We start from the raw sequence: 23,443 nt of genomic DNA, 5'->3' as shown, positions 1-23,443 counted from the left end.
TTGCAGCGGCGACGCTTCCGAGTAATCTCCGGGCATGGCCATTTGCCCCATTATCATAGATCTGAAAACACCGGACGAAACCGCGGCACTGGCACGCGCTATTGCCAGGGTTTTGGCCCCCGGCGACGTGATCCTGCTACAAGGCGGGATCGGCGCCGGAAAAACCCATTTCGCCCGCGCCTTGGTCCAATCCCTGCTGCACGAACCCGAGGATGTACCATCGCCAACCTTTACATTGGTACAAGTCTATGACGGCCAAACAGCCGAGATCTGGCATAGCGATCTGTACCGGCTGAGCAGCCCGGATGAAGCGGTTGAGCTGGGGCTGGAAGACGCTTTCGAAGGCGCGATTTGTCTGGTGGAATGGCCTGATCGGTTGGCGGAACTGACCCCGGCAAATGCGTTGACCCTGACCTTCGATGTCACCGGTGAAGAAACCCGCCGCGTCGCCCTGACCTGGAGCAACGACAAGTGGGACGACAAGCTGGAAGGGATCGCGGCATGAGCGAGCGGACAAAACTGATCGAAGGCTTCATCGCCGGATCGGAATGGGCCGGGGCCAAACGCAGCGCGCTGGCCGGGGATGCTTCGAACCGTCGATATGAACGGCTGCAGCGCGGTGGTGAAACCGCCGTGTTGATGGATGCACCGCCGGAAAAGGGCGAAGATGTCCGCCCCTTCGTTTCCATCGCGCATTATCTGACCGAACTGGGCCTCAGTGCGCCGCGAATCTGGGCCGAAGACGCCGAACATGGATTTTTGATCCTCGAAGATCTTGGCGACGATTTGTTCGCGCGCGTCATTCCCGATCACCCCGATCTTGAGGTCCCGCTTTATCAGGCCGCAACCGATGTTTTGATCCGGCTACACGAGGCGGAGCCGCCGTCAAATCTGACCCGGTATTCGCCTGAAGTGATGGCCGATTTGTCCGCTTTGGCCTGGACCTGGTACAAGGGCGGCGATGCTTCGTCGGAACAAATGTTTCGCGATGTTTTCGCGCCGATCCTGGAACACTACGCGGCGGATCATTCTGTCCTGATCCAGCGCGACTATCACGCCGAAAATCTGCTTTGGATGCCGGATCGCGCTGGTACCGCGCGGGTTGGGTTGCTGGACTTTCAGGATGCGATGACCGGGCATCGCGCCTATGATTTGGTATCGCTTTTGCAGGATGCCCGCCGCGATGTGCCGCCCGAAATCGAAACCGCGATGATCCGACGCTATGTTGACGAAGCAGCACTTGATCCGGATGCGTTTCAGACCGCCTATGCGGTGCTGGGGGCGCAGCGCAATCTGCGTATCATAGGTGTCTTTGCCCGGCTCTGCCTGCGCGACGGAAAATCACATTATATCGACCTGATCCCGCGGGTGTGGAACCTGATGTTGCGCGATCTGGATCATCCGGTGCTGGCACCGGTCAGTTCAATCGTGTTGAATGCCCTTCCGAAACCCACTCCCGACTACTTGCAGGACCTGAAACAGAAATGCGCCACCACCCGCACCCTGTAATGCTGTTTGCCGCCGGATTCGGCACCCGCATGGGGGCGCTGACAGCGGACCGGCCCAAACCCTTGGTCGAGGTTGCGGGTCGTCCAATGATCGATCGCGCGCTGGATCTGGTCGATGCCTATGGCAGCGAAAAGGTGGTCGCCAACCTGCACTACAAATCCGATATGTTGCGCGCCCATCTGGCCGGGCGCGATATCGGATTTTCAGAAGAATACCCTGAAATTCTGGAAACCGGCGGCGGGCTGCGCGCGGCGTTGCCCCTGTTGGGAACGGGGCCGGTGATGACCCTGAACACCGATGCGATCTGGTCTGGCCCAAATCCGCTGCAGATTCTGGCCAAGGCATGGGACCCGGAGAGAATGGACGCGCTGTTGATCTGCGTCTCGCGGGACAGCGCGGTAGGCCATAGCGGTACCGGTGATTTCCTGAGCGATGAACAGGGTCGGCTGCGCCGGGGACCCGGGGCGATCTATGGCGGCGCGCAGATCGTAAATCCCGACGGGCTGAATGCCATCGAACAGGATGCTTTTTCGCTCAATCTGCTGTGGGACCGGATGTTACGGGACGGGCGCCTTTTCGGGATCGGATATCCCGGGCAATGGTGCGATGTTGGTCGCCCCGAAGGGATCGCACTGGCCGAAAGGATGATCGGGTATGGCGATGTTTGATCCATCTGAAAAACCGCGCGTTTTCGGCCTGCCCCCGGGGGTGGATTTCCCGAAATTGCTGGTTAAAGGGATGTTGCAGCGTAGCGAAGGAACCCAGCCACAGGACCTTGCGCGGGCCACGTTGATGGTCAACACAAGACGAATGGCGCGGCGTATCCGCGACCTGTTCGATGCCGGTCCAGCGTTGTTGCTGCCGCAAATCAGGTTGGTGACCGATCCGGGTCAGGGCCACGTCTTCACCGACATTCCCGATGCGGTATCGCCGCTACGCCGCCGGTTAGAAGTCGCACAGTTGGTGTCGCGCCTTCTGGACCAACAACCTGATCTGGCGCCGCGCGCATCACTTTACGATCTGGCCGACAGCTTGGCCGATCTGATGGATGAAATGCAGGGTGAAGGGGTCGGGCCAGAGGCATTGCAGAACCTCGATGTCAGCGATGAATCGGGGCATTGGAAACGTGCGCTCGGTTTTCTCGATATCGTGCAGCACTATTTCAGCGACAGCGGGGCAACCCCTGACGCGCAAACCCGGCAGCGGATGATCGTCAACGCGCTGACCGAAAGTTGGCAGGAAAAACCGCAACAACAACCACTGATCGTCGCTGGATCAACCGGATCGCGCGGCACCACCATGGCGCTGATGAAGGCGGTGGCGAAATTACCGCAAGGGGCTCTGGTATTGCCTGGGTATGATTTCGAAATGCCGCTTTCGGCTTGGGACGACCTGAGCGATGCCCCAGATGCCCACGGCGAAAAAGGGATGCCCGCCGAAGACCATCCGCAATACCGGTTTCGCAAACTGATGGACGAACTGGGCGTCGGACCGCAGGATGTTCAGCCCTGGACTGACACCCCCGCCCCTTGTCCGGTGCGCAACCGGTTGGTGTCCCTGGCGCTGCGCCCGGCGCCGGTCACCGATCGCTGGCTAGAAGAAGGGCCGGAACTGACCGGACTCGATCAGGCCTGCACCGATCTGACCCTGATCGAAGCGCCATCGCAGCGAGATGAAGCGCTGACCATCGCGCTGCGCCTGCGCCAGGCCGCTGATGAAGGCATCACTGCGGCACTGATCACACCCGACCGGATGCTGACGCGGCAGGTCACCTCGGCTCTGGACCGTTGGGGCATCGTGCCGGACGATTCCGCCGGTACGCCGCTGCAATTGTCCGCGCCGGGACGGTTTCTTCGTCATGTTTCGGCTCTGTTTCACCGCAAACTGACGTCGGAATCGCTTCTGACGATGTTGATGCATCCGCTGACCCATATGGGCGGCGAACGCGGGGCACATCTGCGCCTGACCCGCGAATTGGAACTGCATATCCGGCGCCAGGGTATGCCGTTCCCCGATCCCGAGCAGATGCGATTCTGGGCCAACCTGCGCGACGACCCGGAAGCCATACCGTGGATGGAGTGGTTGATCGGGGCCTTCATAGACAAGGACGGGGCTAGTCTGATGGCGCTGAGCGATCACGTCGATCGCCATATTGCGCTGGCCGAAGTCATCGCCAATGGCAGCGCCCCGACCGGAGAAAACACACTTTGGGACAAGGATGCCGGAATCGCGGCGCGGTCCGTGGTTGAAACGCTGCGGGACGAGGCCGAACATGGCGGTATCCTGTCGCCTGTCGATTATGCCGATCTTTTCGGGGCAATCCTGTCGCAATCAGAGGTACGCAATCCGGACGAACCACATCCAAAAATTCTGATCTGGGGCACGCTCGAAGCTCGTGTTCAGGGTGCCGATCTGGTCATCCTTGGGGGCCTAAACGAAGGCAGCTGGCCAGAAATACCGACCCCCGATCCATGGCTCAATCGCCGGATGCGCCACGATGCCGGGCTGTTGCTTCCGGAACGGCGAATCGGGCTGTCTGCGCATGATTTCCAGCAAGCGATCGGCGCGCCACAGGTCTGGCTGACCCGATCAATCCGGTCGGACGATGCCGAAACGGTACCGTCGCGGTGGCTGAACCGGATGACCAACCTGCTGAACGGATTGCCCGGGCAGGGCGGGGATCAGGCACTGAGCGATAGCCGCCATCGTGGCAATACATGGCTGGCAATGGCGCGCCAGCTGGAAGACCCTGGCCAAACCACCCCGGCGCCGCGTCCGTCACCGCGCCCGCCGGTGATCGCACGGCCCAACCGGTTATCGGTCACCGAAATCAAACGGCTCATCCGCGATCCATATGCGATCTATGCCCGCCACGTACTGCGATTACGTCCGCTTGACCCGCTGATGCGCGCGCCCGATGCGTTGCTGCGCGGGATCGTTACCCATTCGGTACTGGAACAGTTCATTCACGAAGTCCGCGCCGATAACCGGGCGCTAACAGCACAGCGGCTGAATGAAATTGCAGAGACTATTTTGGCCGAAAACGTGCCTTGGCCGGAAATCCGTGCGCTTTGGTCAGCACGAATCGCGCGTATCTCGGATTGGTTCGTAAGCACGGAAAGACAACGTCAATCACGCGCCGTGCCAAGCTTTTTCGAAGAACAGGGCGAGGTGAAACTCAGCGAGGTCGATTTCACCCTTTCAGCCAAGGCCGACAGGATCGACATGGACGCGCAAGGTCGTGCCCATGTCTATGATTACAAAACCGGGGCGCCGCCCAGCGCCAAGCAGCAAAGGATTTTCGACAAACAGCTTCTGCTTGAGGCGGCAATGATCACCCGCGGCGGCTTTGCCGGTATTGGCCCTGCTGACGTGGCCGAAGCAGTATTTATCGGGCTGGGATCGAAACCGGCCGAGGTCGCCGCACCCCTGATCGAAGAACCAGTCGAACAGGTCTGGGACAAGTTCGAAACCCTGATCCAAAGCTATTTCAAGCCTGAACAGGGCTATACGGCGCGGCGGGCGCTGTTCAAGGATACCGACCCGTCCGATTACGATCAACTGTCGCGTTTCGGCGAATGGGACGTCACCACCGACCCCAAAGCGGAGGATCTGACATGACCCGGGACGAAGCCAGCGAAAAGCAGGTTCAGGCGGCGCGGCCAAAACATTCGACATGGCTGTCGGCCAATGCCGGGTCGGGCAAGACGCGTGTTCTGACTGACCGGGTAGCGCGGCTGCTGCTGGAAAAGGTACAACCGCAGCACATACTGTGCCTGACCTATACCAAGGCCGCAGCCAGCGAGATGCAGAACCGGCTGTTCAAGCGACTCGGTGAATGGGCGATGCTGGACGCAGGCAAGCTACGAGACCAGCTGAATGCGCTGGGCGTGGCAGGAACTGTCACCGATGAAGATCTGCGCAACGCCCGCACGCTGTTCGCCCGCGCCATCGAAACACCGGGTGGTCTGAAAATTCAGACCATCCATTCCTTCTGTTCCTCCCTGCTGCGCCGGTTCCCGCTGGAAGCACGTGTCAGCCCGCAATTTTCCGAAATGGAAGAGCGCGCGGCCTCGCTTCTGCGGGCCGAGATTGTGCAGGACCTGGCCGAAGGGCCCGAAGCGGGGGTTATCCGCCGCGTGGCGCATCATTTCACCGGCGAAGATTTCGACAGCCTTACCGCCTCAATCGTGCGTCAGCGTGCAGCGCTACAAACGCCGCTGGGGCCGGATGATTGTCTGAAACTATTCGACCTCGACCCCAGTTTCGACGAGGAAGCGCTGCAAACGCTGGTGTTCCTCGGCGGTGAAGACGACCTGCTGCGCGACGTTATTGACCATCTGGAAACCGGCAGCGCGGCCGATGTGAAAGCCGCGACCCGGTTGCGGCTGATTTCACAGCTCGACCTCAGCGCGTTACCGGATCTGGAAAGCGTTTTCCTGTATGGAGAGAAAACGAAATCACCGTTTGGGGCCAAGATAGGGTCTTTTCCAACCAAGAAAACGCAAAACGCGATGGGCACGCTTCTGCCCAAACTGGAAAATTTCATGCGCCGCGTCGAAGACGCCCGGCACCGACGGCTTGCGCTGGCGGCGGCGCACAAAACCCACGCGCTACAGGATTTCGCCCGCGTTTTCCTGCCCTCCTACGAGGCGCGCAAGCAGCAGATGGGGTGGCTCGACTTCGACGATCTGATCCTGAAGGCGCGTGATCTGCTGACCGATCCGGCGGTGGCGGCCTGGGTGCTGTATCGGCTCGACGGCGGGATCGACCATATCCTGGTGGACGAGGCGCAGGATACCAGCCCGGCGCAATGGAACGTGATCGAACTGCTGGCGCAGGAATTCACCTCGGGTGCTGGCGCTCGGTCGCAAGTCGAACGCACGATCTTCGTAGTTGGCGACAAGAAGCAGTCGATCTATTCCTTCCAAGGTGCCGATCCGCGCGAATTCGACCGGATGCAGGCCGAATTCGCCCAGCGCCTCGCCACGACCGATAAGCCGCTGAACGAAATGGAGCTGCAATTCAGTTTCCGATCGTCCCACGCAATTCTGTCGCTGGTCGACGAGGTTTTTCGCGATCGCGAAGCATCGGGTTTCCATTCCGGATCGGAACATCGGGCATTTAAGGACCGGATGCCAGGCCGCGTCGACCTGTGGCCAGTGGTGGAAAAAACCGACGAAGATGAAGATGACGACTGGGACAACCCAGTTGACCGGCTGGGCATGAAACATCACTCGGTTCTGTTTGCCGAACGGATCGCTCGGCATATCCGAAGGATGATCGCAGAAAAAGTGACTATTCCGGCTGAAATTGGGCATTCAGGCACATATCAGATGCGCCCGGTCAGCGAAGGAGATTTCCTGATACTGGTGCAGCGGCGCTCAGATCTGTTTGCCGAAATAATCCGTGCCTGCAAGGAACAGGGGCTGGCGATTGCCGGGGCGGACCGGCTGAAGGTCGGGGCGGAACTGGCGGTGCGCGATCTGGCCGCGTTGATGAGTTTCCTCGCCACGCCCGAAGACAATTATTCACTGGCCGTGGCGTTGAAATCCCCCCTGTTCGGCTGGGATGAACAGCGGCTTTTCGACTTTGCCCATCGGCGCAGCGAAAAATATCTGTGGCAGGCGTTGCGGCAGCGACGCGAAGAAATCCCCGAGGTCATGTCGGTTCTGGACGATCTGCGCAGCCGCGCCGATTACATGCGCCCATATGACCTGATCGAACGCATCCTGACCCGTCATGATGGCCGGCGCAATTTGCTGGCGCGTCTGGGGGCAGAAGCCGAGGATGGCATCAACGCATTTCTGTCTCAGGCCCTTGCCTTTGAACGCAGCGCAATTCCCAGCCTGATCGGGTTCCTGCAATGGATGGAAACCGACGAACTGGAAATCAAACGACAGATGGACAGCGCCGGGGATCGCATCAGGGTGATGACCGTACATGGTGCCAAGGGGCTGGAAGCGCCCATCGTGATTCTGCCCGACACCGCGAAACGAAACGTGCAGTTGCGCGACGATGTGCTGACCGACGAAGGTCAAGTGATGTGGCGCACGGCCAGTGGCCAGATGCCCGAACGCATGCAAGCAGCGCGCGACAAACGGCTGAGCGCGGAAGAAGCCGAACGTGACCGGTTGCTTTACGTTGCGATGACACGGGCAGAAAAATGGCTGATCGTGGCGGCCGCTGGCGATCTGGGAAAGGACGGGCAAAGCTGGTACGAAAAGATCGGCACCGCGATGGAAAGGATGGGTGCCCAAGCGCAACCCTTTGCGTTTGGTGACGGTCTGCGGCTTTGCCATGGCGATTGGAGCGGAGACGCCGCACCAACGCCCATGCCGGCGCAATCCGAAACGGTGATCTTACCCGATTGGGTCCAAGCCCCCGCCCCGGCACCGCAAACGGCACCGAAAACACTGAGCCCATCCGATCTGGGCGGCGCCAAGGCGCTACCGGGCGAAGATAATCTGGACGAAGACGCCGCCAAATTGCGCGGGAAACAAATTCACCTGCTGTTGGAACATCTGCCCGAGGCACCGCAAAGCGATTGGGCCGATCTGGCTGCGAGGGCGCTGGGACGGGATGCCGATGCAGCGGTAAGAGGTGACATCCCTGCTTTGCTGGCTGAAGCGACCAAGGTTTTGACTGAACCGGATCTGCAACCGCTGTTTACCGCCGACACCCTGGCCGAGGTTCCGATCAGTGCCACGATTGAGTCCCTGAATAACCAGCGTATTCATGGCGTGATCGACAGATTGATCATCACGGAAAAATCAATCCTGGCGGTGGATTTCAAAACCAACGCTGTTGTGCCCGAAAAAGCGGAAGATTGTCCGCTGGGTTTGCTGCGACAGATGGCTGCCTATGCCCATGCTTTGGCTCAGATTTATCCCGATCATCAGATACAGACCGCGATCCTGTGGACCCGGTCGGCACAGCTGATGCATCTGCCTGCGGCATTGACGACACAATCCCTTGAGTCGATCAGCCTGACTTGACGATATGTGGTTCCCTACCTAGGTTTGCAGCAACCCCAATTCGCAGGAGAAAACAAATGGCCACTGTAGCCGTCACCGACGATACCTTCGACGCCGAAGTCAAAAATTCCGACATCCCCGTAGTGGTGGATTTCTGGGCTGAATGGTGTGGCCCCTGTAAACAGATTGGCCCGGCTCTGGAAGAACTGGCCGCCGAAATGGAAGGCCAGATCAAAATCGCAAAGGTCGATGTCGACAGCAATCCGAACGCCGCTGCCGCCATGGGCGTTCGTGGCATTCCCGCCCTGTTCATCTTCAAGGATGGTCAGGTCGTGTCGAACCGGGCCGGCGCCGCGCCCAAGGCCGCGCTGCAAAGCTGGATCAAAGACTCGATCTGATCTGATCAGATCGTTTTTGGAAGTTTCGAGAAACCCCGGCCATTGTGCCGGGGTTTCTTATGTAGCGGCTTCAAGCCAGAACACTTTGATTGGCCGCACTCCATCTCAGGGCCTCGGGCAGGCTGCGGTCGGGCGGTCGTTCCAATCAGATCGGCCACCCATTCCGGCGCAGCGCCTGCCGTATCTTATTCTTGACCTCGGGCCGACCGGCATTGATCGACATGTCCTGCCAGAACCACCAGACATAGCGTTCGAAATCTGGCAGGTCCCCTTGCACCGTTTCGAAGGCGCGGTCCAATCCTTCGGTATACACATCCGCCGCGATGTGGTGAAAATCGACCCGCGCGAACAACACACAAGGTTTCCTGAAAAAATAGCCGTTGAAGGCTGCGCTGGAATTCTGCGTCACCACATAATCGCATCGCCTGAGCATGTCGATCATATCGGCCTTCTGCACCTTCAACCGGGGAAATCGCGTCACCAGAGTGTTCAGCTTGGACATTTCCGAGGCTGAATAGACCTCGTTCGGATGCAGGGCAGCGATCACCCGGCGGGCCGGATCGTGCTGCAAGGTTGAAACCAGCATTTCCAGCGGCGAACAGGTTTGAAATGACCGTCGTTCGGTCAAACGACCCTGCAGCGGCACATAGATAAACCCTTCTTTTGTCGGGTTTTCCGCAGACTCCGCAAACATACGCTTGCGCCAGTAAGTGTAGAATCGATGCGCTTCTTGCGGATCGACCTTTTCCGCATTGAACTTTTTTTCCGCTACCCGCCATTCCCAACGCTTGGTGGTCGGTTCGATTTGCCAGAACGGATAATGATAGACCCGGCGAAAGGTCAGCGTGCGTGGCCCCTCTGGTTCGTCCATGTGGAACATCGCGAAACCGGGCCGGTCACGGCTTGCACTTCGGTCCTGCAAGGAATTGCCGTGAAATCCAGTACTGAACCCGGCCTGTTCGACGACCTCTATAATCTTGCCGATGAAATTGTGCTGCCCCGCCCGGGCGCTCTGCAGAAGTTCGGGCTCGAGATAGAAATCGAGGTGTTTTATGCTGCTCATGGCGGAAAGCTACCCATCGCATTCACGGTGAGCAAGCACTACACTTGTGCCTAAGCTTTGCAACTTACATATATGCGGGCAATGACAGGAGGGTTTGATGGCAGAGGATAAATTCCCCGGGTGGCATGGCACGACCATCATCGGCGTCAAGAAAGGCGGCGAAGTGGTAATCGCGGGCGACGGACAGGTTTCGCTGGGTCAGACCGTGATCAAGGGCACAGCGCGCAAGGTGCGGCGATTGAGTCCGGGTGGCTATGACGTGGTCGCCGGTTTTGCCGGTTCAACGGCGGATGCCTTCACCTTGCTGGAACGGTTGGAAGCCAAGCTCGAAGCAACCCCCGGTCAGCTGGCCCGGGCCAGCGTCGAACTGGCCAAGGATTGGCGTACCGACAAGTATCTGCAAAAACTCGAAGCGATGCTGATCGTATCGGACGGGGCGGAAATATTCGTGATCACCGGGGCAGGCGACGTGTTGGAACCCGAACACGACGTCACCGCGATCGGATCGGGCGGCAATTACGCTTTGGCCGCCGCGCGCGGCATGATGGACAGCGATCTGAACGCCGAAGAGGTTGCCCGTAAAGCGATGGCGATTGCCGCCGATATCTGCGTCTACACCAATGGCAATTTGACGGTGGAGACGATCCGCAAATGATTTCCCGCGAAGATCTGCGCGCTGCTGTCGGGTCTGGCCTTCTGTCCGAAGCTCAGGCGGCTTCGCTGGCGGCCTTGGCCGACAGCCGCCGCGGCGCGCGCGAAGATCTGTCGCCGGGGGATGAACCGTTCGAATTGTTCCGTGGCTTCAATGAAATCTTCATCGTCGTCGGCCTGTTAATTCTGGCTTCGGGCTGGGCGGCGGTGACTGGCATCTCTCTGACCGGGCGCATTGTGAATGTTCAAACCGAAGTGGCAGGCGCTGCCGCGATTGCCGCCGTGGTGATCTGGGGCTTGTCAGAGTATTTCATCCGCCGTCGCCGCATGGTCGCCCCGGCCATCGCCTTGTCGGTATTATTCGCAGTCAATGCCGGTACCGGCCTGACCGCCTGGTTTTCCCAACCTTTCATGGTCGCGCAAAGTGATTTTTCCAGCCTGCCGATGCCACTGACGCTGACCACTTTCGCCATCGCGTTCTACTGGCTCCGGTTCCGGGTGCCTTTTGCCATGGCTTTGATCGCGCTGGGCGTTTTTGCGTTGGCGCTGCTGCTGGGCGCAAATCAGGCAGGCACTCCAGCGGACATTTCGGATTTCTTTCTACTGTCGAACAGCGGGCCCTTTGCCTGGATCACACTGTTGGTTGGGCTAGCGGTCTTTGCCGTGGCTATGATGTTCGACATGAGCGACCCGCACCGCGTCACCCGCCGTTCGGCGCAGGGGTTCTGGCTGCATGTGGTTGCTGCCCCAGCCTTGGTAAACACCCTTGCGCTCAGCCTGTTGAAAAACGGATCTTCCGGGGCTTACACCGGCCTTCTCGCCGTGTTGCTTTTGTTCGCCCTAGTGGCGATCGTAATCGATCGCCGGTCGTTCCTGATTGCTGCCATTGGCTATATCGTAACCTTGGCAGGAACGGTGTTCGAAGGCGGTGGCGCGGCGATCACTATCCTCATTCTGGGCCTGTTTCTTGTCCTGCTCGGCGCTTTCTGGGCGCGCATCCGCGCCGCGCTGCTTTCACCCTTGTCCGCGCTGCTGCCGATGCATCGGTTGCCGCCTTCTCACTGATACGGGATCAATATGACCAATCTCACCCCCCGCGAAATCGTTTCGGAACTGGATCGTTTCATCATCGGACAGAAGGACGCCAAGCGCGCCGTTGCTGTGGCGCTGCGCAACCGTTGGCGGCGTAAGCAACTGACGGATGACCTGCGCGACGAGGTCTATCCGAAAAACATCCTGATGATTGGACCGACCGGTGTTGGCAAAACCGAAATCAGCCGCCGTCTGGCGAAACTGGCCAAGGCACCGTTCATCAAGGTAGAGGCCACCAAGTTCACCGAAGTCGGCTATGTCGGTCGCGACGTGGAGCAGATCATCCGCGATCTGGTCGACAGTGCAATTTCCATGACCCGTGAAATCATGCGTGAAGATGTCAAAGCCAAGGCACATCAAGCAGCCGAAGAGCGGGTGATCAGCGCCATCGCAGGCGAAGACGCCCGCGAGGGAACCCGCGAAATGTTCCGCAAAAAGCTGAAGTCTGGCGAATTGGATGACACTGTCATCGAGTTGGAAGTGGCTGATCAATCCAGCCCAATGCCTATGCTGGACATTCCCGGACAACCCGGCAGCCAGATGGGCATGATGAATCTGGGCGATTTGTTCGGCAAGGCGTTCTCGGGCCGCACCGTGCGCCGCCGGATGACCGTCGCCGAGAGCTATGAGCTGTTAATCGGGGAAGAGGCCGACAAGCTGCTGGACGACGAAACCGTGACCAAGACCGCACTGGAAGCAGTTGAAGAAAACGGAATCGTTTTCCTGGATGAGATTGACAAGGTTTGCGCCAGGTCCGATGCACGCGGCGGCGACGTGTCCCGCGAAGGGGTTCAGCGCGACCTGCTGCCGCTGATCGAAGGCACCACTGTTTCCACCAAACATGGGCCGGTGAAGACCGATCATATCCTGTTCATTGCCTCGGGTGCCTTCCACATCGCCAAACCGTCGGACCTGCTGCCCGAATTGCAGGGCCGCCTGCCGATCCGGGTTGAATTGCGGGCGCTGACCGAGGACGATTTCGTCCGTATCCTGACTGAAACCGATAATGCCCTGACCAGACAATATACTGCCCTGATGGCAACCGAAGAAGTCACCGTCACTTTCACCGAAGACGGTATCGCAGCGCTGGCCAAGATCGCAGCGGATGTGAACCAGTCGGTGGAAAATATCGGTGCGCGGCGGCTTTATACGGTGATGGAACGGGTATTCGAAGAACTGTCGTTTACCGCGCCGGATCAGCCAGGCCGTGAGGTCATGGTGAATGCGGCATTTGTCGATGAAAATCTGGGTGAATTGGTCAAGTCCACCGATATCAGTCGTTACGTGCTGTAACGTCCGATCCCGGTCATATCTGATTGGACTGGCGTCCATTCTGAAAAAACGTCAGCTTTGGCAATTGTATCCCGTACCGGAGCTTTCGGTGTTGAGAAAAGCCCTTGTTTTCTGCCTGATCGTCGTTGCCGCCTGCAGCGACCGCGAAGCGGTTTTACTGTCGCCAGAAGCACGCGAAACCGGTCAGGTCTATACCACATTCGTCGCCACCAATCGGGGCCGTACCGAACAAGGCTGGTTCAACGACGAACGCAAAGAAAATCTGGACTATCTGAGCGTCGATGTTTCCGTACCGCCCAAACGCGAAGTCGGGGAAATCAACCTGAACCTACATCGGCTCGACCCGGAAAAATATTTCACGGTGGTCGGCAAACAAGACTTTGACGGTAGCCGGGATTTCACCAACGCTTTGCGGCAGACACTGCTACAGCAACCCGCTGACGACCGAGATGTGCTGCTATACGTGCATGGCTATAACAACAGCTTTACCGATGGTGTGTTTCGTACCGTGCAGATGAAGCATGATTTCGACCTGCCGGGGGTCATCGTTCATTATTCTTGGCCCAGCGCGGCGAACCCGCTGGCCTACCCCTATGATCGCGATAGCCTGCTCTATTCCCGTGACAGCCTGGAAAAACTGCTGCGCCAGATACGTGCGGCGCAACCGGGCCGGATCATTTTGGTCGGACATTCGCTGGGCACGATGTTGGTGATGGAGACACTGCGGCAGATCGAAATCGCCACACCGGGTTGGTCCAGACGGGCGTTGGGCGGGGCGATTCTGATATCGCCGGATCTGGATATCGATCTGTTCAAGATGCAGGCAAACCGGTTTGCCGCCCTGCCGGAACCTTTCGCGATCTTCGTATCGTCCCGTGACAGGGCGCTGCAACTCTCGGTGCGCCTGAATGGCAGCCGCAAACGTCTGGGCAGCCTCACCGACCCGCAAGAGCTGGCCGATTATCCGGTCACCCTGATCGATGTCTCAGAATTCGCCAAACGGGGCGGTACGCGGCATTTTACGGTTGGAACGTCCCCCTTGCTGATCGCGCTGCTGAGCAAAAGTGACGCCCTGAATGACGCCTTTGGTCGCGATCAAGCGGGCCGATCGGGGTTGTTGCCGGGCACAGTGATCACCGCTAAAAACGCGACCCAACTTATTCTGTCGCCGCTGTTGCTGCTGAACTAACGATTGCGTCGCAGGTAGACGTAGTAGGCACCCGACCCGCCGTGGTTTTGGTGAGCCTGGGACACCTGCAGCACAAGCGCCGATAACGGCGGCATCGACAGCCATTGCGGAACGCTATGTTTCAAAACGCCGTAACGCACCGGGATCGGCCCGCCCTCGTCGCGATGTTTACCCTTGCCGGTGATCACCAACACCAGCCGTTTGCCCTGCGCATGGGACCGCAGGATAAACCCGTTCAGCACCGGGTGTGCCTTGTCCAGGGTCATGCCGTGCAGATCGATACGGCCTTCGGGCAGCAGCTTGCCGCGCTTCATCTTGCCGAAGGTGTTGCGATCCATACGCATCGGCGTGTTGTCCAGTTGTTCTGAAATCGTCGAATTCAGATCAGTCTTGGCCAAAGCCGGCGCCGAACGGGTTCCAAGTTTAAAATCCGGCAGTCTCGGCCGAGCGGCTTTCTTCGGTTTTGGTTTGGGCTTTGGGTCTGGGCGGGAAGGATCGGAATGCAGCCGTTCGGCGGTATCGGCAACTTTCTTCCACAGCTCGATTTCCTCGGGCTTAAGGCGCCGGCGCGTCATTGTTCGTTCTCCGGCAGCAGCGCGTAGGCGCGCTGGATCGGCAACAGCACCATCATCCGCCCCGGATCGCGCAACCGTCCGGCGGCACGGCCTGCCGCATCGCCGGTGCCAAAGAATATATCGGCCCGTTGTGGCCCTTTGATGGCCGATCCGGTGTCTTGCGCAACCATCAGGCGCCGTAACGGATTTTCGCCATCTTTTTCTACCCAAACCGGTGCCCCCAGCGGCGTGTAACCGGCATCGACGGCAATACTGCGGCCACCCGTGACAGACCGGTTCATCGCACCCAATGGCCCGTCTTCGGGCGACACTCTATTGACCTTGCGAAAAAACACATAAGAGGGATTATGACGCAGCAATTCGAGCCCATCTTCCAGATTGCGCCGAACCCAGGATTTAATCACCTGCGCCGAAACCTGATGTTGTTGATAAATCCCGCGACGGATCATCTCGACCCCGACGGAACGGTAGTTATGCCCGTTCGACCCGCCATATCCGACCCGGATATGGTGTCCGTCGGGCAGGCGGATGCGGCCCGACCCCTGTATTTGCAAGAAAAACAATTCTACCGGATCGTCGACCCAGGCAATTTCAAGCCCACGGCCTTCCATCACGCCACTGCTTTCGATTTCGCGCCGCGACAACCAGACAGGGTTGGCCTTTGCTTCGCGCGGCATCCGGTACAATGGATAGCGGAAACGGTCTGTTCGCACCAAAGACCCGTCAAGTTCAGGTTCGAAATAGCCGGTGAACAGCGCCTTGGAACCATTTTCGATCAGAACCGGGCGGAAAAACAGTTCGAAAAAGGCCTTGGGATTTTCGATATTTTGAGCCACGGCGCAAAGCGATTGCCAGTCAGGGCCATCCATATCGGTACAGGTGTTCTGAAACACGCCTAATGCGGCAGCATGATCATCGCCATCCCAACCATCAAGATCCCCGAAATCGAGAACCCGATAAGACAAATCGTCAGACTGTGCAGCGCCTGTCATCAGCACCCCGGCCAAAACAGCGGCTGCCAGCCGCCGGATCATTCGCCTGTTGCGACCAGCTGCCAGTTCGGGTCGTCGCTTCCCATTTTACGGGCAAAGGTCCAGACATCTTTCTGACGCTTGATCTCGTTCGGCTTTCCTTCGACGATTTCACCAGCACTGTCGCGCACGACCGAGGTCAGTTCGCCGACGAATTTCACCGAAATTTCGGCCAGATTGTCTTCGAATTCAGCATCGACAAGCGCCATTTCACGGATGCCCACGAACTCGGACTCAACTTTCAGCCCCTGCGCTTCGCGGGCTTCGATCACCTGCGCAAAGCTTTGATACACGTCATCGCTCAGGAACGGTTTGATATCGGCCAAATCACCGCGCTCGAACCCGATCAGGATCATTTCATAGGCACCGCGTGCACCGCCCAAAAATTCCGTCACATTGAAGCTGGGTTCAACGCGCTTCATCTGGGCCAGCGCCTCCGCTGCGGCGCTGCCTTCGGCGACATTATCGGTGATATCGAGATCGGGACCGCCTTCGATCACTTCGAATTCCCGACGACGGTCGGATTTTTCCGGTGCCATCTGCACCGGCTTTTTCTCAAAACCTTCGCGGGTTCCCAAGACATTTTTCAAACGCAAAATCAAAAAGATTGCGATGCCGGCCAGAACCAGAAGCTGCAAAATCGGCGAATTCATTATATCCTCTCGAACGTTTGGACGTTTAAACCCGTCCGTTGGCTTCTTATGTAGGTGAGGCAGGCGGCCAAGTCCACTGCATCAACACTACAGGAGACTGCCAAAATGTGGCTGCTATTCGCTTTCATAGCTGTTCCGATCATCGAAATCGCGCTGTTTATTCAGGTCGGAGGGTTGATCGGCACATGGCCGACCTTGGGAATCGTCATTCTGACTGCGGTTCTGGGCACCTATTTGATGCGGGTTCAGGGGCGTATGGCAATCGGAAACCTGCAACGGTCGTTTTCTCAGCTTGATGACCCGACTGAACCTTTGGCGCATGGCGCGATGGTGCTGATATCGGGCGTTCTACTACTGACGCCGGGTTTTTTTACGGATGCTCTTGGGTTCGCGTTGCTGGTTCCGGCGATCCGGTCAGGGGTTTTCCATTATCTGCGCAAGCGGGTCAAAGTACAAAGCTTCTCGATGGGTGCACGCCAGGATTTTCCACCTCGTGAAGATGTGATCGACGGTGAATTTTTCGAAGTCGATCCGACAAAACGGCCTACCCATCAGCCTTCGGGCTGGACCAAGCATTGAGGCGCGCTTTCCTTCCTGCTAAGGACTGCTACAAGTATATTTTTTAGGAGCAAAAAATGGCTGAAAACGGCAGCGATCCGCAAGCCCCCACCTTCCGTATGAACGTGCTCAATCAGTTCATTCGCGACATGTCATTCGAAAACATTCTGGCGCAGAAAGGCGCGTCGGGCGAAGTGCAGCCGGATGTCAAAGTGATGGTTAATCTGGATGCCAAGAAGCGGACACAGGAAAACCAGTATGAAGTCGCCATCAAGCTGACGGTTGATTCATCTGCCAAGGATGCAGATACCAAGCTGTTCCTGCTGGAAATCGATTATGCAGGCGTTTTCAACATCGAAGGTGTGCCCGAAGACCAGATGCACCCTTTCTTGCTGATCGAATGTCCGCGCATGTTGTTCCCGTTCCTGCGCCGTATCGTCAGCGATGTGACCCGTGATGGCGGTTTCCCGCCGCTGAATCTGGAAAACATCGACTTCATGCAGCTGTATCGCAATGAAATCGCCCGCCGTCAGGCCGAGGAACAGCCTGCTGCGACGAACTAAGTCACTCTGACAGCTTTTTCCAAAGTGCACCGTCGCCCATCGCCTCGACAAAGGCAGCATGGGCGGCGGTTTCTTGTTCCGTGATCCGAGGCGGCAAGGGCGCGGGGCGCTGGAAGGGTCGCCAATCGTCCTGGTGACCGCTATCGACGGAAGACGTGGACGCCGTATTCAGCCCGAAATCGGGCTGTCGCCCACCGATCAGTTCCAGATAGACATCAGCCAGGATTTCGGAGTCGAGCAAGGCCCCGTGCAACGTGCGTGACGCGTTGTCGATCCCGAAGCGCCGGCAAAGCGCATCCAAAGACGCAGGCGAGCCAGGAAATTTCTTACGAGCGATTGCCAAAGTGTCGACCGCGCGTTCCCAGGCAATTTGCGGCAGTCCCATCCATTTCAGTTCAGCATTCAGAAATTTGACGTCAAAAGCAGCATTATGGATGACCAGCTTGGCGTCGCCGATGAAATCCAGAAACCCTTGCCCGACATCCTTGAACAATGGTTTGTCGCGCAGCGTAATCTGCCCCGGTTTCGGTTCCTGTGGCGGCTGCAGCAGATCGGCGCCGATGCCGTGCACGCCAAAAGCTTCGTCCGGCATAAACCGTTCGGGATTGATATAGACGTGAAAAGTTTCTCCGGTCGGCATGTGATTGTACAGTTCAAGACACCCGATTTCGACAATCCGGTCGCCCTGCTGCGGGTCAAAACCTGTGGTTTCCGTATCCAGAACGATTTCACGCATTTTTCAGCTTCTCCCGAATATCGCGGATCACGGCGTGAACCTGTTCGCGGGCATGATCCGGTGTATCGGTCACGATCACATAATCGGCGCGGGCGCGTTTATCGGCATCCGGCATCTGTTTCATGCGGATGGTTTCAAATTGTTCCGCGGTCATGGTACCACGTTCCATCACGCGTTTTCGCTGCTCTTCAGGTGAAACAGAGACTGTGGCAACCGCATCCATCGCGGCATCGCCACCGGTTTCGAACAAGATCGGGATATCAAAGACAAGAATTTCGGACTGCGCCGTAGAAATGAATTCAGCCCGGTCTTCGCCGACAAGCGGATGCACGATCGATTCAATCTGCTTCAGGGCATCGGGATTGCGACTAATGATCTGCTTGAGCACGTCGCGCGACACAGCGCCGTCGATGATCGCCTCAGGAAAGGCCTGCTCGAACGCCGTGACGGCCTTGCCGCCTTTGGAGTATAGCCGATGCACCGCAGCATCGGCATCCCACACGGCGCATCCAGCTTCAGCAAACATCCGGGCGGTGGTGGATTTTCCCATGCCGATGGATCCGGTCAGGCCCAGCTTGAAGCTCATCGCAGCAAAACCGCGCGGGTTTCAGCATCAATGGTCGGCCGGGTGCCGAACCAACGTTCAAAACCGGGCACCGCCTGATGGATCAACATGCCCAATCCGTCCACGGTGACACAACCCATTTCGGTTGCTTCGCGCAGCAGACGGGTTTGCAAGGGATTATAGACCAAATCAGTCACCAACGCGCCCTTACGTAGCCCATCCAGCGGCACCCGCAATTCCGGTTTTCCCATCATACCAAGCGAAGTGGTGTTCACCACCGTGGCGGCGTCTTCGAGGATATTGCCAGCTTGAATCCAATCGATCACTTTGATTTTCGCGCCAAAATCGCTTTGCAGGCTTTCCGCCCGCATCCTTGTCCGGTTGGTCAGCAGGATTTGGGGCACCCCCGCATCCAGAAGCGAAGCCACAATCGCCCGCGCCGCACCGCCCGCGCCCAGAACCACCGCCGGACCCGCCTTGGGGTCCCAATCCGGCGCATTCTGACGCAGGTTTTCGATGAACCCATAGCCATCTGTATTGTCAGCATGTATTTTGCCGTCTTCGCGGAAAATCAGTGTGTTCGCAGCCCCGATCAGCGTTGCGCGGTCGGTCACCAGATCGGCGATTTCCATCGCCGCAAGCTTGTGCGGAACGGTAATGTTGACGCCGACAAATCCCGCCAGCGGTAAAGCGCGCAAAACCGTTTCCAGATTTTCCGGAGCCACATCCATTGGAATGTAGTGACCCTTAATCCCAAGGGTTTTCAGCCAATGACCATGCAGTAACGGTGATTTGGAATGGGCAATCGGCGATCCGATCACGCCGGCCAGTGGGATACGCTCGGCAGTCATTGTTGCAGCTCTCCTCGCAGAGTCAGGTAGGACAGGAGTTCCAGAAGGGGCAACCCTAAGACTGTAAAGTAATCGCCGTCGATACGGGAAAACAACCTTACACCTTCTTCTTCCAACTTATAGGATCCAACACAATATCCGATTTCCGGCCAGTTGCGGTCGAGATAGCCATCGAGATAGTCATCCGAAAAATCGCGCATCCGCAATCGGACCTGACCGATATGACGCCAGATCGGTTTACCAGCCTGACAGATCACCGCAGCGGACAACAACATGTGACGTTCACCGCGTAACTGTTGCAGCTGACTGCGTGCATCTTGTCTTGAGGTTGGTTTCGACAGGATCAGACCATTGAAATCCAGAACCTGATCGCATCCGATAACCAAAGCGTCAGGAAATTTTTCGCTCACCTTCAGCGCCTTCATTTCCGCCAGCGTATCAGCGATATCACGTGGCTTGGCATCCTCGGCCAGCAGAGATGCCTTCACCATTTCTTCATCGACTCGGGGCTTTTCGATTCGGAATGAAACCTTCGCATTTCTGAGCAGATTCTGTCGTATCTCGGACCCGGACGCGAGGATGAGATCATCAGCCATGTGGATAAACCCGTGAGGAAAGAAGGGAATGTCTTGGTGATGAGTTCTGGATGCTTCGGCCAAAGTTTGCAAGCCGCGACAAACTCACCGTTTCGACCCCAGTTCACCCCGGTGTTTTCCATTCTGGGTAAGGATAAGTCCGATGATGTGCCTAAGCCGATCTACACAGTGAAAATCCAGAAACTATCCCCGGACACGGTTCCGCATCAGGTTGAACATAACGAATTGATACTATGGGCTAATTTTCAGAACATTCAGGTAGAATACCCAAGATGTCCATAACGTTTTCTACAGGCTTACTTGCCGGTTCAAAACCCTTGGGGTAACTCGATAATCCACAGAAATCCCGCTGCCTAATACGACTTCAAACCTTAAATCTTTCTAATATTATTTAAGGGGACCCAAGCCGATACCTTGCACTTACCGTGCCATGATCGGAATTGACTCAGAAAGGGCCAAGCCCTATATCCTTGGCCAAGCCCCCGTCCGGGGGATTTGTTTTTCCATCACTGTAAGATACAGCAGCCCTTTCTTGGGTTGATGCAGGATTATTCCATGACCCAAGAACGCCTGAACCTATCTGAACTCAAGGCGAAAAGCCCCAAAGACCTTCTGTCTATGGCCGAAGAGCTGGAGATCGAAAACGCTTCGACCATGCGTAAAGGCGACATGATGTTCCAGATCCTTCGGGAAATGGCGGATGAAGGTTGGGAAATCGGCGGTGACGGCGTTTTGGAGGTTCTTCAGGACGGATTCGGTTTCCTGCGGTCGCCCGAGGCGAATTATCTGGCCGGTCCTGATGATATCTATGTATCCCCCGAAATGATCCGAAAATATTCGCTGCGGACCGGCGATACGGTAGACGGCGTGATCAAGGCGCCCGAGGAAAGCGAACGGTATTTTGCTTTGACCTCGGTCGAAGCGATCAATTTTGAGGAACCGGAAAAGGCGCGGCACAAGATCGCCTTTGACAACCTGACACCGCTTTATCCTGACGAGCGCCTGAAGATGGAGATCGAAGATCCCACCATCAAAGATCGCTCTGCCCGGATTATTGACCTGGTGGCGCCGATCGGTAAAGGCCAGCGGTCGCTGATCGTGGCACCGCCACGGACCGGTAAGACGGTCCTGTTGCAGAATATCGCGCATTCGATCGAAACCAATCACCCGGAATGTTATCTGATTGTCCTGCTGATTGATGAACGGCCCGAAGAAGTTACCGATATGCAGCGGTCTGTGAAGGGGGAAGTGATTTCTTCGACCTTCGACGAACCGGCGACACGTCACGTCGCGGTGTCGGAAATGGTGATCGAAAAAGCCAAGCGACTGGTGGAACATAAACGAGATGTTGTTATTCTCCTTGATTCTATCACAAGACTTGGTAGAGCGTTCAACACTGTCGTGCCATCCTCTGGTAAAGTTCTGACCGGCGGTGTGGACGCGAACGCGTTGCAACGTCCTAAGCGTTTCTTTGGCGCGGCGCGGAATATCGAAGAGGGCGGGTCATTGACGATTATCGCAACTGCGTTGGTCGATACCGGCAGCCGGATGGACGAAGTGATCTTTGAAGAATTCAAAGGCACTGGTAACAGTGAAATCGTTCTCGATCGGAAGGTCGCGGATAAGCGTGTCTTCCCGGCGATGGACATCCTCAAATCCGGCACCCGGAAAGAAGAGTTGCTTGTCGATTCAAGAAATCTTCAGAAAACTTTTGTTCTGCGGCGCATTCTGAACCCGATGGGCACCACTGATGCGATCGAGTTCCTGATTTCGAAACTAAAGCAGACCAAGAGCAACGAAGAATTCTTCGACTCAATGAACGGCTAAACCCGCTACAGGATCTGACAAATGGACACGATTTTCGCCCTTGCCACAGCCCATGGCAAGGCCGGGGTCGCGGTGATCCGCGTGTCCGGCCCGCTTGCCTTTGGTGCTGGAGAACGTCTGGCCGGGATCTTGCCAGAACCTCGGAAGGCAGGGCTGAGGCTGCTCAGGGACGGGCAGGGGGTGCGTCTGGACGAAGCTCTGATCCTGACCTTCGCAGATAAATCCAGCTTCACCGGCGAACAGGTGGTTGAGTTTCAGTTGCATGGGTCGGTGGCAGTTGTCGCCTCCGTTCTGCGCGAATTGAGTAATATGGATGGGTTGCGGCAGGCAGAACCGGGTGAATTTACCCGTCGTGCTCTGGAAAACGGACGTTTGGATCTCGCTCAGGTCGAAGGTTTGGCCGACCTGATTGAAGCGGAAACCGAAGCGCAAAGACGGCAGGCATTACGGGTTCTGTCCGGTGATCTGGGTAATCGGGCCGAGGAATGGCGTCGTGATCTGATCCGGGCAGCATCCTTGTTGGAGGCGACAATTGATTTCGCCGACGAAGATATACCTGTCGATGTGTCGCCGGAAGTAAATGAACTGTTGGATTTGGTGATTGCAACATTGAGTGACGAAATCGCGGGTGTATCTGCTGCAGAGCGAGTTCGAACAGGGTTTGAAGTCGCGATCGTTGGGGCGCCGAATGTCGGGAAGTCGACCTTACTTAACGCGCTTGCCGGGCGCGATGCGGCTATCACATCCGAATATGCCGGAACAACGCGGGATGTGATCGAAGTCCGGATGGATCTGGGCGGTTTACCGGTGACGCTTTTGGACACGGCTGGACTGCGCGACACCCAGGACAAAGTTGAAGAGATAGGTATCGCGCGGGCACGCGAACGTGCCGCTATGGCCGATCTGCGAGTGTTCCTGATCGAAGGGGAACAGGAACCGGATTTTGAACCATTGCCCGAGGATATCATTCTGAAAGCAAAGGCTGATTTGTTACAGGATAAATCCGGTGCGGTGTCCGGTGCCAGTGGTGAAGGGGTTTCGAATCTGGTAAATAGGATCACCGAATGTCTGTCGCAACGCACTGCGAATATCGGCATCGCCACGCGGGAACGGCATCGCGCGTCTATGCGGATCGCGGTGCAGGCGTTGCAGGAGGCAAAGAATCTTGTCGCGATGGGCGAAGATATGTCTGATATTGCCGCTGAAGAAATGCGCACCGCTATCCGGGCGCTGGACGCGTTGACGGGCCGGATAGATGTTGAAAACCTGCTGGACGAAATCTTTTCCAGCTTTTGCCTTGGGAAGTGAGGAGTGTT

At 57.3% G+C, this 23,443-nt stretch carries 22 protein-coding genes; 14 read left to right on the top strand and 8 right to left on the bottom strand.

Annotated features, from left to right (window positions below):
* Window positions 1-34: 34 nt before the first annotated feature.
* From tsaE to trxA, 6 genes are read left to right on the top strand one after another with little or no spacing between them, the layout of a single operon-like run.
* Window positions 35-505 (top strand): tRNA (adenosine(37)-N6)-threonylcarbamoyltransferase complex ATPase subunit type 1 TsaE, encoded by a 471-nt coding sequence (tsaE, locus tag VOI23_RS03630; RefSeq protein ID WP_323781666.1) that lies wholly within the window; start codon window positions 35-37, stop codon window positions 503-505.
* A complete protein-coding gene (locus VOI23_RS03625) occupies window positions 502-1,509 on the top strand; it encodes an aminoglycoside phosphotransferase family protein (RefSeq protein WP_323781663.1) in 1,008 nt (335 codons plus the stop codon). Before tsaE ends, VOI23_RS03625 begins: the two co-directional genes overlap by 4 nt.
* Window positions 1,485-2,177, top strand: coding sequence for a nucleotidyltransferase family protein (locus tag VOI23_RS03620; RefSeq protein WP_323781661.1), 693 nt, complete (start codon window positions 1,485-1,487; stop codon window positions 2,175-2,177). The genes VOI23_RS03625 and VOI23_RS03620 overlap by 25 nt, the downstream gene beginning before the upstream one ends.
* Complete coding sequence (gene addB, locus VOI23_RS03615; RefSeq protein WP_323781868.1) at window positions 2,170-5,130, top strand: double-strand break repair protein AddB; 2,961 nt, start codon at window positions 2,170-2,172, stop codon at window positions 5,128-5,130. Before VOI23_RS03620 ends, addB begins: the two co-directional genes overlap by 8 nt.
* Entirely contained in the window at window positions 5,127-8,507 is a 3,381-nt protein-coding gene (gene addA, locus VOI23_RS03610) for a double-strand break repair helicase AddA (RefSeq protein WP_323781658.1), read from the top strand. The genes addB and addA overlap by 4 nt, the downstream gene beginning before the upstream one ends.
* Before the next feature lie 56 nt (window positions 8,508-8,563).
* Complete coding sequence (gene trxA, locus VOI23_RS03605; RefSeq protein ID WP_323781656.1) at window positions 8,564-8,884, top strand: thioredoxin; 321 nt, start codon at window positions 8,564-8,566, stop codon at window positions 8,882-8,884.
* 145 nt (window positions 8,885-9,029) lie between these two features.
* On the opposite strand, the gene VOI23_RS03600 is transcribed toward trxA, so the two are convergent.
* Window positions 9,030-9,947, bottom strand: a complete 918-nt coding sequence (locus VOI23_RS03600) for a hypothetical protein (RefSeq protein ID WP_323781653.1) — start codon at window positions 9,945-9,947, stop codon at window positions 9,030-9,032.
* Window positions 9,948-10,044: 97 nt separating this feature from the next.
* Here VOI23_RS03600 and hslV point away from each other — a divergent pair, with 97 nt between their 5' ends.
* The 4 genes from hslV (at window position 10,045) to VOI23_RS03580 (ending at window position 14,172) form a co-directional block, all read left to right on the top strand.
* Entirely contained in the window at window positions 10,045-10,602 is a 558-nt protein-coding gene (gene hslV, locus VOI23_RS03595; RefSeq protein WP_323781650.1) for an ATP-dependent protease subunit HslV, read from the top strand.
* Window positions 10,599-11,663, top strand: a complete 1,065-nt coding sequence (locus VOI23_RS03590; RefSeq protein ID WP_323781647.1) for a hypothetical protein — start codon at window positions 10,599-10,601, stop codon at window positions 11,661-11,663. The genes hslV and VOI23_RS03590 overlap by 4 nt, the downstream gene beginning before the upstream one ends.
* A 12-nt stretch (window positions 11,664-11,675) precedes the next feature.
* Window positions 11,676-12,983 (top strand): ATP-dependent protease ATPase subunit HslU, encoded by a 1,308-nt coding sequence (gene hslU, locus VOI23_RS03585; protein WP_323781644.1) that lies wholly within the window; start codon window positions 11,676-11,678, stop codon window positions 12,981-12,983.
* Between the two features lie 91 nt (window positions 12,984-13,074).
* Entirely contained in the window at window positions 13,075-14,172 is a 1,098-nt protein-coding gene (locus VOI23_RS03580) for an alpha/beta hydrolase (protein ID WP_323781642.1), read from the top strand.
* On the opposite strand, the gene VOI23_RS03575 is transcribed toward VOI23_RS03580, so the two are convergent.
* The 3 genes from VOI23_RS03575 to VOI23_RS03565 are packed head-to-tail and all read right to left on the bottom strand — an operon-like array spanning window position 14,169 to window position 16,431.
* Window positions 14,169-14,747 (bottom strand): Smr/MutS family protein, encoded by a 579-nt coding sequence (locus tag VOI23_RS03575; RefSeq protein WP_323781639.1) that lies wholly within the window; start codon window positions 14,745-14,747, stop codon window positions 14,169-14,171. The two genes, VOI23_RS03580 and VOI23_RS03575, sit on opposite strands and share 4 nt — an antisense overlap.
* Complete coding sequence (locus VOI23_RS03570) at window positions 14,744-15,781, bottom strand: murein transglycosylase A (RefSeq protein ID WP_323781636.1); 1,038 nt, start codon at window positions 15,779-15,781, stop codon at window positions 14,744-14,746. The genes VOI23_RS03575 and VOI23_RS03570 overlap by 4 nt, the downstream gene beginning before the upstream one ends.
* Window positions 15,778-16,431, bottom strand: a complete 654-nt coding sequence (locus VOI23_RS03565; protein ID WP_323781633.1) for a Tim44/TimA family putative adaptor protein — start codon at window positions 16,429-16,431, stop codon at window positions 15,778-15,780. Before VOI23_RS03565 ends, VOI23_RS03570 begins: the two co-directional genes overlap by 4 nt.
* Before the next feature lie 105 nt (window positions 16,432-16,536).
* Between VOI23_RS03565 and VOI23_RS03560 the strand changes: the two genes are divergently transcribed.
* Both VOI23_RS03560 and secB read left to right on the top strand, forming a co-directional pair.
* The gene (locus tag VOI23_RS03560) at window positions 16,537-17,010 is read left to right on the top strand and encodes an FxsA family protein (RefSeq protein WP_323781629.1); all 474 of its coding nucleotides are present in this window, start codon (window positions 16,537-16,539) and stop codon (window positions 17,008-17,010) included.
* Between the two features lie 56 nt (window positions 17,011-17,066).
* Entirely contained in the window at window positions 17,067-17,552 is a 486-nt protein-coding gene (secB, locus tag VOI23_RS03555; protein WP_323781627.1) for a protein-export chaperone SecB, read from the top strand.
* Window position 17,553: 1 nt separating this feature from the next.
* Here secB and dnaQ read toward each other — a convergent pair whose 3' ends face one another.
* Genes dnaQ through VOI23_RS03535 form a run of 4 tightly spaced genes read right to left on the bottom strand, consistent with a single transcriptional unit; the run spans window position 17,554 to window position 20,300 of the window.
* A complete protein-coding gene (dnaQ, locus tag VOI23_RS03550) occupies window positions 17,554-18,288 on the bottom strand; it encodes a DNA polymerase III subunit epsilon (protein ID WP_323781624.1) in 735 nt (244 codons plus the stop codon).
* Complete coding sequence (coaE, locus tag VOI23_RS03545; protein ID WP_323781621.1) at window positions 18,281-18,874, bottom strand: dephospho-CoA kinase; 594 nt, start codon at window positions 18,872-18,874, stop codon at window positions 18,281-18,283. The genes dnaQ and coaE overlap by 8 nt, the downstream gene beginning before the upstream one ends.
* Window positions 18,871-19,704 carry a shikimate dehydrogenase gene (locus tag VOI23_RS03540; protein WP_323781618.1) on the bottom strand — a complete coding sequence of 278 codons (834 nt, stop codon included), beginning with the start codon at window positions 19,702-19,704 and terminating at the stop codon, window positions 18,871-18,873. Before VOI23_RS03540 ends, coaE begins: the two co-directional genes overlap by 4 nt.
* Entirely contained in the window at window positions 19,701-20,300 is a 600-nt protein-coding gene (locus VOI23_RS03535; protein WP_323781615.1) for a Maf family protein, read from the bottom strand. The genes VOI23_RS03540 and VOI23_RS03535 overlap by 4 nt, the downstream gene beginning before the upstream one ends.
* 555 nt (window positions 20,301-20,855) lie before the next feature.
* Here VOI23_RS03535 and rho point away from each other — a divergent pair.
* Together rho and mnmE are read left to right on the top strand one after the other, a co-directional pair.
* Window positions 20,856-22,127, top strand: coding sequence for a transcription termination factor Rho (gene rho, locus VOI23_RS03530; RefSeq protein ID WP_323781612.1), 1,272 nt, complete (start codon window positions 20,856-20,858; stop codon window positions 22,125-22,127).
* Between the two features lie 21 nt (window positions 22,128-22,148).
* Window positions 22,149-23,435: a tRNA uridine-5-carboxymethylaminomethyl(34) synthesis GTPase MnmE gene (mnmE, locus tag VOI23_RS03525; RefSeq protein ID WP_323781609.1), complete on the top strand. Its 1,287-nt coding sequence runs from the start codon at window positions 22,149-22,151 to the stop codon at window positions 23,433-23,435.
* The last annotated feature ends 8 nt before the right edge of the window (window positions 23,436-23,443 follow it).

Source organism: Thalassovita sp. (genome assembly GCF_034670005.1).
Taxonomy (GTDB): domain Bacteria; phylum Pseudomonadota; class Alphaproteobacteria; order Rhodobacterales; family Rhodobacteraceae; genus Thalassobius.
The sequence above is the reverse complement of the archived record's forward strand: the minus strand, read 5'-3'. Positions and strand labels throughout refer to the sequence as shown.